This window comes from Mesotoga infera (genome assembly GCA_011045915.1).
In the GTDB taxonomy this organism is placed as follows: Bacteria; Thermotogota; Thermotogae; order Petrotogales; family Kosmotogaceae; genus Mesotoga; species Mesotoga infera_D.
In genome coordinates, this window is sequence record DSBT01000003.1 from 1 (window position 1) to 9,961 (window position 9,961).

At 48.6% G+C, this 9,961-nt stretch carries 8 protein-coding genes; 3 read left to right on the forward strand and 5 right to left on the reverse strand.

Features of this window, described 5'->3' with window-relative positions; translation table 11 throughout:
- From ENN47_00055 to ENN47_00075, 5 genes are all read right to left on the reverse strand, one after another.
- The coding region (locus ENN47_00055; protein ID HDP76582.1) for a deacylase at window positions 1-249 on the reverse strand (249 nt) is incomplete at its 3' end.
- A gap of 682 nt (window positions 250-931) precedes the next feature.
- Window positions 932-2,227: a 3-phosphoshikimate 1-carboxyvinyltransferase gene (aroA, locus tag ENN47_00060; GenBank protein ID HDP76583.1), complete on the reverse strand. Its 1,296-nt coding sequence runs from the start codon at window positions 2,225-2,227 to the stop codon at window positions 932-934.
- Window positions 2,224-3,735 carry a C4-dicarboxylate ABC transporter permease gene (locus tag ENN47_00065; protein ID HDP76584.1) on the reverse strand — a complete coding sequence of 504 codons (1,512 nt, stop codon included), beginning with the start codon at window positions 3,733-3,735 and terminating at the stop codon, window positions 2,224-2,226. Before ENN47_00065 ends, aroA begins: the two co-directional genes overlap by 4 nt.
- Before the next feature lie 15 nt (window positions 3,736-3,750).
- On the reverse strand, window positions 3,751-4,203 hold the full coding sequence (locus ENN47_00070) for a tripartite tricarboxylate transporter TctB family protein (GenBank protein HDP76585.1): 453 nt from the start codon (window positions 4,201-4,203) through the stop codon (window positions 3,751-3,753).
- A gap of 44 nt (window positions 4,204-4,247) precedes the next feature.
- Window positions 4,248-5,237, reverse strand: a complete 990-nt coding sequence (locus tag ENN47_00075) for a tripartite tricarboxylate transporter substrate binding protein (GenBank protein HDP76586.1) — start codon at window positions 5,235-5,237, stop codon at window positions 4,248-4,250.
- A gap of 289 nt (window positions 5,238-5,526) precedes the next feature.
- Between ENN47_00075 and ENN47_00080 the strand changes: the two genes are divergently transcribed.
- From ENN47_00080 to ENN47_00090, 3 genes are all read left to right on the forward strand, one after another.
- Window positions 5,527-6,807 (forward strand): MFS transporter, encoded by a 1,281-nt coding sequence (locus tag ENN47_00080; GenBank protein HDP76587.1) that lies wholly within the window; start codon window positions 5,527-5,529, stop codon window positions 6,805-6,807.
- A gap of 20 nt (window positions 6,808-6,827) precedes the next feature.
- A complete protein-coding gene (locus ENN47_00085) occupies window positions 6,828-7,871 on the forward strand; it encodes a LacI family transcriptional regulator (protein HDP76588.1) in 1,044 nt (347 codons plus the stop codon).
- Between the two features lie 229 nt (window positions 7,872-8,100).
- On the forward strand, window positions 8,101-9,573 hold the full coding sequence (locus tag ENN47_00090; GenBank protein ID HDP76589.1) for a redoxin domain-containing protein: 1,473 nt from the start codon (window positions 8,101-8,103) through the stop codon (window positions 9,571-9,573).
- Window positions 9,574-9,961: the final 388 nt, after the last annotated feature.

Here is a 9,961-nt window from a genome sequence, read left to right on the forward strand (position 1 = left end):
CGCAGCTACGGTTCCTGCGATCTCCATTGGATGTGTACCACCCATAAGCAGAAAAGTGGGCCCGGGAACTCCGCTGTCCATGTAGTAGACTGGAGTATCCATGTTCGTTCCCTTGAGAGGTTCAAAGTAATCCGAGAGCCATCCGGTGCTCGTTACACCATAACCTGCACGAATGTCAGGCCTGAAAAAATTCGCCATCGAAAATGAGGCAACGAGGACCAGCATAAAGATGATTAGAGTTTTTCTCATTTGCTATTACCTCCGATCGTCTAGAGAAAAGCGTAGGACACGAAAGCTCTGTCCGCCAGAACTATTACAATTATCATGGTTTGGATTTCAAGTGTCAAGTCTTTTTTGCCCGTGGAAGGTACTTCGAAAAACGGCGATGTCAAGCGTCTTCATCGTATCGAAGATGTGCATTTGAACCATGAAGACTGGAAGAACGGAAGTTGATTCACTTCTTAGGGGTTTCAATGGTCTGTTTCATTGCGTGATGCTGTGGAGTTCCCTGATCATGATGAGAGCCAGCGTTCACTATCAATTTCACCTGGTGGTGCTAAGTGGCGAGTAATGCTTCTGTGAAACTCTGATACTCTTGAATCAAGCTGTTTTGCCATGGCAACGAAAAGAGCAAACCTATCTGTATTCGTAGAACTCTGAAGAAGCGACTTCTCATGAAGTCTGCCCATTGGGTTCTTCTCAGCAAAAAAAGCAGTATATAGCAGCTAGAATATTGCTTGGCTTTGAAGTTTCTCTTCGGATCCATTCCTCGATGAGGTTCCAGAAGTCTTTCATCTAGAGTTATTCAGATCTTCTGAAAGCGGCTGATGCAAAAAAGCCCGGCCGTGAAGCCGGGGTTAATGGGTGATGTTTTCTTTGATTAACATCAGAAAAGTGATAACTGCCAGATATCTTCTCTAGATGAGCGATTCTATTCGATCTCGAAACCAGCTCCGACGTCGTTCATGAGTTCGTAGAAACCCGGGAAGGAGACCGAGACACACTCGGCGTTGCTGATTTCCGTAACCCCGTCTGAGAAGAGCCCGGCGACGGCGAGGGACATAGCCACTCTGTGGTCGTCGTGGCTTTCGACCTTTGCTCCGGTCAGTTTCTTGCCGCCATGGATAATCATTTCATGATCAGTGTCCTCGATCGATGCTCCCATTTTCGAGAGCTCCCTCTTCATTACCTCGACTCTGTCGGTTTCTTTCACTCTTATGCTTTCTATTCCCGTCAGTACGGTGTCTCCCTCTGCGAAGCAGGCGGCGACTGAAAGTATGGGCAGAGCATCGGGAATGTCGGAACAATCTACTGTGATTCCCCTGAGTCTGTTCCCTCCCCTGGCCTTTAGAGAGTTAGTGGCACCGTCGAGAGTTACGTCTCCACCCATCTCTTTCAAGATATCCACGATTACTGAGTCTCCCTGGCTTCCGGAAAGATCGAGATCCTCTATCACAATCTCGGAATCCGTAACCAGCGCCGCCACGAGAGGGAACGCGACGGATTCCCAGTCGCTCGGTATTGAGGTTTCAACTGTTTTGTATTCCTGGGGGCCTTCCACTTCGAAGAAGCTGTAATTTTTCTCGTCGTATTCGACTTTTATTCCGTGTTCGGTCATCCAATCCACGGTCATCTGCAGATAAGGTCTCTCTATGGCTTTCTGGACTTCGATCCTTGTCTTGCCCTTTAGCCTTGCGGAGGCCAGGAGCATCCCCGAAATGTACTGGGACATCTTTCCACCAAAGACGATCGTGCCGGCCCTCATGGGGCCTTTTATTATTACGGGAGCTGCATTGCTGTTGCTTCTCGTCGTGACGGCGAAGGCTCCCAGATCTCTCATCGCATCCAGCAGCTTTCCCACGGGTCTCCTGCGGATCTGGTAATCACCCGTCAAAACAACGTAATCGCTCAGAGTTCCTGAGATAGCCGTGGCGAAGTAATAGGTCGTTCCGGAATTGCCGCAGTCGATCACATCGTCGGGAACTTTCAAGCCATCGTGAGAGCTCTGGATAGTCCATACTCCCTTTTCGATCTTCACATCCGATCCGAAGGCCCTTGCGGCTCTTGTCGCCGAGAGACAATCTTCGCTGGGAAGAGGGTTTCTAATGGTTGAGAGCCCGTTTGCCATCGCGGCGATAAGGACAGCTCTTATTGTATGGCTCTTTGAACCGGGTACGGAGAGTCTCCCTGAGAGGTTATGCCTGGAAGCAAAGGCTATCATTTTCATTCCTCCTGTCCTTTGTCAGACCCTCTGGAGAAGAGCTTCCTCACTCCGGTCTTGACAAACTTGAAATTTGAAAGCAGAGATATTAATATGAAGGCTATCAGTATGAGACTGATCGGCCTGGAGAACATAGAGATTAACAGATTGTCACTTGCCGAAGCCAGTGATACGGCTCTCCTGAAATTGGCGTCCATCAGTGATCCCAGCACTATACCGAGCACCATGGGAGCCACCGAGTAGCCCTTTCTTCTCATGATAAAGCCCATCAAACCGAAGATAGCCATTATGAGCACATCGAACACACTTGAGTTTATTGCGTAGGCGCCGATTATGCACAAGATTGCGACCACAGGAAGCAGGATCTTCTTCGGAATCAACACCATCCTTGCCATTAGCGGTGCCACACTGATTCCAAAAGCGATTATCGACAGTGATCCAATTATTCCCGCAGCAAGAATTACGTAGAAGAGGTCGGGGGTCTGCGTGAAAAGCAGGGGCCCGGGCCTCAAACCATGGACGTACATTGCAGATAGAAGGACCGCAGTAACTGCATCGCCGGGAACAGCAAGCGTAAGCATCGGTATGAGTGCTCCACCTATACAGGCGTTGTTTGCAGACTCGCTGGCAACTATTCCCTCAACGGCCCCTTCTCCAAATGGAACTTCTGGCTTTCTAACGGTCTTCTTTGCCTGATCATAAGCAATTAGAGAAGCTACTGGACCACCTGTTCCCGGCAGCGCGCCTATGAACGTACCTATCACTGCCGACTGCAGTGAAAGGGGAATGTGCCTCAATAGCTGCCGAAAACCGACCTTCTCTTTTCCCAGCTTTCCGGAAATGGGATCGAGAGAACGCTGACCTATCTGAACGAGAATCTCCGAAAAACCGAACAGCCCGATCAGAGCGGCTATCAGTGAAATACCGGCCTGTAGCCTCATTGAACCGAACGTGAATCTCGGGGTTCCCATTATCGGATCGATTCCTATCAAGCTTATGATGACGCCTAGAGCAGCGCTTATCAATCCCTTAAGGAAGTTCTTCGACGTAAGAGACCCTACTGTTGTCAAGCCGAAGAGGGCAAGCAGAAAGTAGTCCATCGGCGAGAACTGCAGGGCAATCTTTGTAACTGGTTTTGCAAGCAAGGCCAGCATAATTAGACCAAAAAGAGTACCCACAAAAGAATAGACGGTAGCAACTCGCAAAGCCTTTTTGGCCTGTCCCTTCATGGTCATGGGAAAGCCGTCAAGAGTAGTTGCGACCGATGCGGGAGCTCCTGGGATGTTGACCAGTATGGCGGATATTGCCCCGGAGAAGACTCCGACAACGTAGACGCCCATCATAAGAGCCATTGCGTCGTTGACAGCCCATGTAAAAGTTACCGAAACGAGAATTGCAGTGGCCATTGTGACGGAAAGCCCCGGCATGGCGCCTACAATAAGTCCGGCAAAGGCACCAACAAATACCAGGAAAATGAACCTGAGATCTATTGCAGCCAGTATTTGTTCAATCATATCAACATCACCTTCTCAAGGCAGGTAGACACTCAGTAGCACACCGAAGGCGTAATACAGGCCTAGAGTAGTCCCCACGGAGATTATCCCGATCAGCCACCAGCGCTTTTCCCCCAAAAGGAGTAGCATCAGGGCCAGGTAAGGAATAGAAACAGCAATAAAACCGATTATCGGAACGAGCCAGACATATACGAATGTCAGGACCATTACGAGTGAAATCCTAAGCCAGTCGACCTTGTCGAAGCCGCCCGACTTGAAGGTCTTACTCAAGATTGCCTGGAATATTAGAGAAATTGCCATTGCCAGGAGAATGACGCCCATAATCAACGGGAAAAGGCCTGGCGCGAGCGACCAGGAACCGTAAGGGTTCATTCCCGCCGAGGCAACGATAACAAACACGGCAATTGTCGCAAAGAAAACGCCTTCAATTATCTGAAAATTTACGCGACCGCTTGTCTTCTCTTTCATGAAAACCTCCAAAGACGGTAGACACGAGGTCTACCGTCGATAGATCAGAATCTTTCTATTCCAAAGTCTGCGGGACTGTTTGGAGCCACGCCGGCGTCATACAGAAGCCATGTGACGATTGAAGTCCAGCGGTTCCAGTAGTCGATAACATCGTCGCCCTGCACGTCGTGCATTCTGTTATAAAAGCTTCCTTCGGTGAATTCAAGCCATCCGGCATCTTGAACGGCCTTCTGAGCAGCCTCCAGAAGAAATTCCTTGACTTCAGGCGGAGTGCCCTCTTTAACAAGGATACAGTTCGGGAAGGTCAAAGGCAGGTAACGTTCCATTTCTGGAATTGCATCGGCAATCGGCGGGACTTCAGGGATTGCTGCAGATCTTTCATCTTTTGTGTAGACTGCGAGGGCCCTTAGGTCACCGGTCTTCAAGTAGTCTAGGACTGTACCGATATTTCCGAAAGTGAAATCGACCTGACCGCTTATCGTTGCGAGCATTGCAGGGCTGCCGCCTCCGAACGGGGTCATGGAAACATCAAGTCCTACTTCTTTCAGCAGAAGTCCCTGGATGTGTCCGCTTGCACCCGGACCGGAGTATGACATCTTGATCTTTCCGGGGTTTTCTTTGATTGCCGTAACGAGTTCATCCATAGTCTGATACGGCGAGTTGCCTGGAACGACGACTACTTTCATATCTTCGACCAGCATCATTATGCCTTCGAAGTTATCGAAACCCAGTTTGCCCGTTCCCATAACTCTGAAGACTCCTGGAGTCTCTGCAGAGAGAAGCAGTGTATAACCGTCTGCCGGTTTGGAGTAAGCAAAATCTGTACCAATGGCTCCAGAGGCGCCCGGTTGGTTCAGCACGATCACCGAAACACCCAGCTGCTTTTCAAGATAAGGCGCAAATGCCCTTCCCACTCTGTCTGTAATACCGCCGGCGGCCCACGGGATAACTAAAGTAACGGCTTTTGTTGGATATGATGCAAGGATCGAAACTGCAATAACAAGAACTAGCGAAAACAGAAGAACTTTCTTCATTACCATCCACCTCCTCGGAATCGGAAAACGTTTGCCATTTCAGAATATATAGATTATACTTCATTGCATGGCAAAATTCAAAATTCAAATATCTCACAATTGATTATTTCCTAACTCTTAATGTATAATGTTTACAAGCAAGAAGGAAGATACTGCTTTTTTCCTCAAAGAAGAGATTCTCAATCTTTTCTTCGGGATCGGGCGGCAGAAATGATGACTGTTAGAGAGAAGTCAGATGGTTTTTTGCAGTTTTGGGAAAAGGTTTTCCAAGATTTTTGGAGGCAGAATTATGAATAAGGACGAATCTGTTTTATCGACCTCTGGCAGTAAACTTTCGATATACGCTCTGCTTGTTTCGGCGTATTTCTTTTCTTACTTTTTTAGAGTCTCGGCTTCTGTGAGCCTTCCCATAGTCTCGGCGGAATGGGGGATGAGCGCTTCCCTTGTGGGTTTCATATCCAGTTCATATTTCTATGCGTATGCCTTCATGCAACCAATTAGCGGAGCGCTGAACGACAGGTTTGGCCCACTCAAGATTGTATCCCTCGGTATGCTTACGACAGGAATTGGAGCTCTTCTCTTTGGCTTTGCCACAAACCCTGTGATGCTCGGCACGGGCAGGTTGCTGACTGGATTGGGCCTTGCTCCAATGCTCTCGGGGGTTCTCGTTTTTCAGTCGCACTCTTTTCACAGGGACAAGTACTCTTTCTTTTCTGGCATAACCTATACTCTTGGAAATTTTGGAGCGGTGATTTCCGTTGCCCCGCTCGCCTTTGCTCTCGATCAGTTCGGTAGAAAGAACGTTTTCATACTGCTCGCAGTCCTCAACTTTGCGCTTGCGGCCTCGCTTATAATCCTGAGGAGAAAGGACCCCGTTACAGTGGTAGGCAGCACTACTGAGAGAATCAGCTTCCTTGACAACCTGAAGGATTCGTTCAGAAAGATCTTCAAGTCAAGACAGCTGAAGCTGATGCTTATACTTTGGGGGACTTCTTTCGGCTCTTTAATGGCCTTGCAGGGACTCTGGGCCGTTACATGGTATCAGTCGGCATACGGTGTTTCATATGGAACTGCGAGTCTCTGGTCAACGCTGATAAGCATCGGGGTAATGGTTGGAAATTTTGTGGGAGCATATATAGCGAGGCCAGCAAGACTGAGGCTAATTGCAATTACCGTCTCATGTGTATCTTACGGCGCAGCGTGGATTATATTCTGGTTGTCTATGAAGAGCCAGCTGCCGATTCTCGTACCCGGGATCGTTGGATTTTTCCTCGGCTTCTTTGCAGGCGTCACTTACGACCATCTGACTGGGGGAGTGAATGATCTGGCTGTGAAAGGGCGCGGAGGCTCTCTCTTTGGAGGAATGAATCTCTTCACTTTCATATCTGTGATCATATTTCAGTCCGGAACGGGATTTCTCGTTCAGCGTTTCTCATCATCCGGCGGAGCTGAAGCTGAAGTAAATGCCTTCAATTCGACTTTTGGGATAGTGACCTTGCTGGTTATAATAAGTTTAGTAGCTCTGCCTTTTCTGAAATCCTTTTCAGAGCAGAGAGGTGATTTACAGTAAAAAAGAGCGACAGGGTCACGATAAAGCAGGTTGCTGACTACGCCGGACTTTCGGCGGCAACGGTCTCGAGAGTTATCAACGCTTCGAGACCAGTGCGAGAGGATCTTCAGACCAAGGTTTGGGAGGCCGTGAAGAAGCTCAACTACAGGCCCAACGTTGCCGCAAGATTCATGAAGGGCCAGACGACCAATACCATTGGGATGCTCGTTCCGGATGTATCACACCCCTTTTTCAGTGCTATGATTGCCGGGGCGATCTTGAAGGCTCAGGAAATAGAACACGTGATAATAATCTCGACTGCTGATGGAAAGAGGGAAGTTGAAAAGGCAGCAATCGACAGCCTTGCAAGGACCGTTGTGGATGGCCTTATATACTGTCCGGTATCCACGGGAGACCCGCTTCCCGAAATAGAGAGCTTCAAAGATCTCCCGATAGTTGTTGTAGGAAGAAGAAATGTCTTCGAATCAAAGCCTCACGTCTATACTGATAACGTGAAAGGTGGCTATCTTGCCACCCGGTACCTCCTGAGACTCGGCAGAAAGAGAGTAGGATTTCTCGCCGGCTTCTGGTCAACACCCTGCACTGTAGACAATATAAGAGAAGTAGCTTCCAGCAAGGAGGCGGGCAAATACACCACCCTCGATAGATATTCAGGATACAGGAGGGCTCTTGATGAGGAGGGCATAGAATACGATCCTTCTCTCATCGTGTTGTGCGGGTACAGCTACGAGGCCGGTTATGAAGCGGCAAGAGAGTTGTTGGAGAGAATGATCGAGGTTGATTCTGTCATCGCTGCTAACGACCTGGTGGCAGCTGGAGTGATAGCCTTCTTCACGGATCAGGGCGTTAATGTCCCCGATCAGATATCTGTCGTAGGCTATGACAACAACCTGATTGCCCCAATAACTATCCCTACGCTCACATCTGTCGACCAGGACCCCAGAACCCTGGGGTCGGAATCGGTTGTCGCTCTATCGAAAATACTTTCTGGAAAGAGGGTGTCTGACACGATCATAGATGTCAAGCTTACGATAAGAAACTCCACAAGTGTTATGCATCACTGATCCCCGCTTCAATAATATCTTTCATCACGACATTTTCAGACCTCATTAAAAAGAAACGCTCTCGAGAAGCAATGAAGCGACGCTATCCTATCTAATGCAAGAACGCCGCCATCTGCGCTCGAGGTTTTTCCATATGTTATGCATTTTTCAAGCGGGTTCGAGTCTGGAAAGATCTCGAGGTGATCCAATTATTGTGATTCTCAGTCAAAGCTTGGAAGAGGTGATTGAATTGTATGGAAGAGCGATAGAATTTCCGGAGTCGGGCAAATGGATAAATGTCGACCGTCCTCTGACTCTAGAGGATCTTAAAGGGTTTGTAGTATTGTTTGACTTCTGGACTTACTGCTGCATAAACTGCATTCATGTGATCCCGGACCTCAATTGGCTGGAAGAGAAGTACAAAGACAGTCCTTTCCTCGTTATCGGGGTCCATTCCGCGAAGTTTGAGAACGAACGCGAAGAGAAGAGTATCAGAGCCGCTGTCGAGCGTTATGGAATAGAACATCCCGTTCTTATCGACAACGAATATTACCTTTGGGACAGGTATGTAGTTCGCGCATGGCCGCCTTATGTCCTGATAGGACCTGACGGAAGGATTTTGTCAAAAACCTCTGGCGAGGGCAAGCGAGATTACCTTTCAAATGAGATCTCCAAAGCTCTCGAGAATGGGAATTGGAGAGGGATTCTAAGCAATGAGAGGATACCGGTGACGCCTAAGTCATCCAAGAGAGATTCGACTCTTTCCTTTCCAGGGAAGATCGCCTTCGGGGATTCAAGGAAGATGTTTATAAGCGATTCGAACAACGATCGAATACTCGTAACGGAGCTTGCCTCTCCTTTTGAAGCAAAGGTGATCGATCAGATCGGAGGTCAGAGAAGAGGCTTCGAAGATGGAACTTTCGAAGAGGCTCGACTAAACAGGCCTCAGGGCATGGTCTATTCAGAGGGTGTACTTTACATAGCCGATACAGAGAACCATGCAATCAGAAAAGCCGATTTGAGAGAAAGAAAATTGAGGACAATTTCGGGCGACGGTCTTCAGGGCTTCAGCTGGCAACACAGCGGTGAAGCATCAAAGGCGCGGCTTAACTCCCCATGGGATTTGCAAACTGACGGAAGATATCTCTACATAGCTATGGCCGGAATGCATCAGATATGGAGGCTCGACTTAGAGGCAAATAGTATCTTCTCGTATGCAGGAAGCGGTGCCGAGAATATGTCAGATGGTTCTTTGAAAGAGGCGAACTTCGCACAGCCAAGCGGGCTATTCCTTGATGGAAAGAGTCTGTACGTTGCCGATTCAGAGGTTTCCGGAATAAGGTATGTAGATATGGAATCAGGATTGGTTCGAACTGTTGCTGGACACGGACTTTTCTCATTCGGTTATGTCGACGGCATTCTTTCAAGGTCTCTCTTTCAGCATCCGCTAGGAATTCACGGTTACGGAAGATTTCTGTACGTGGCCGATACCTATAACCATGCTATCAGGAAGATTGATCTTGGGATACAGCGAGTAGAGACGGTAATCAAGAATCTTGGAGAGGGAACCTGCACCCTGGATGGAGAGAAGTGCTCCACTCTCGGTCTATTCGAGCCAAACGATGTCAAATACTATAACGGGCTGTTGTACATAGCCGACACGAATAATCACTTGATAAGAGTTTTCGACGGAACGGAACTGGTCGAGTTAGTTGTTGGATGATTCGCAGGAGGCAAAATGAGCCAGTCTGCTGGCGCAGGCCAGTCGCACTTCGTGCGGCCAGTCACTGCAAGCAGTGGCGAGAAAAACCATAAGAACACCAAACCGATTTGGCGAGGCCAGTTCCGACTTCGTCTGGAAGTGATGCCCGGAGAAACGTCCGGGGAAGTGATGCGCCGAAAAGCATCGGCGGAAGTGATGCCACCTTCGGTGGGATGCAATGCTCTGAAGAGCGTTAGTGGACGCGAGGCCCGCTTCGCGGGCAAAAAGATCCGCTGTACGCTTAAAAACGAATACTTTCTGTTAATGGTCATCCCGTGATGTTTCTGCACGGGATCTAGTATCTAAATACCGCTGAACGCTGTAAAGAGGCGTAATTCGTTGTCCGTTC

Bases quoted from the DNA above. Each gene is read 5' to 3' on its own strand.
- ENN47_00075 (HDP76586.1), bottom strand. From the start codon at position 5,237: ATGAAGAAAGTTCTTCTGTTTTCGCTAGTTCTTGTTATTGCAGTTTCG.
- ENN47_00080 (HDP76587.1), top strand. From the start codon at position 5,527: ATGAATAAGGACGAATCTGTTTTATCGACCTCTGGCAGTAAACTTTCG.
- aroA (HDP76583.1), bottom strand. From the start codon at position 2,227: ATGAAAATGATAGCCTTTGCTTCCAGGCATAACCTCTCAGGGAGACTC.
- ENN47_00065 (HDP76584.1), bottom strand. From the start codon at position 3,735: ATGATTGAACAAATACTGGCTGCAATAGATCTCAGGTTCATTTTCCTG.
- ENN47_00070 (HDP76585.1), bottom strand. From the start codon at position 4,203: ATGAAAGAGAAGACAAGCGGTCGCGTAAATTTTCAGATAATTGAAGGC.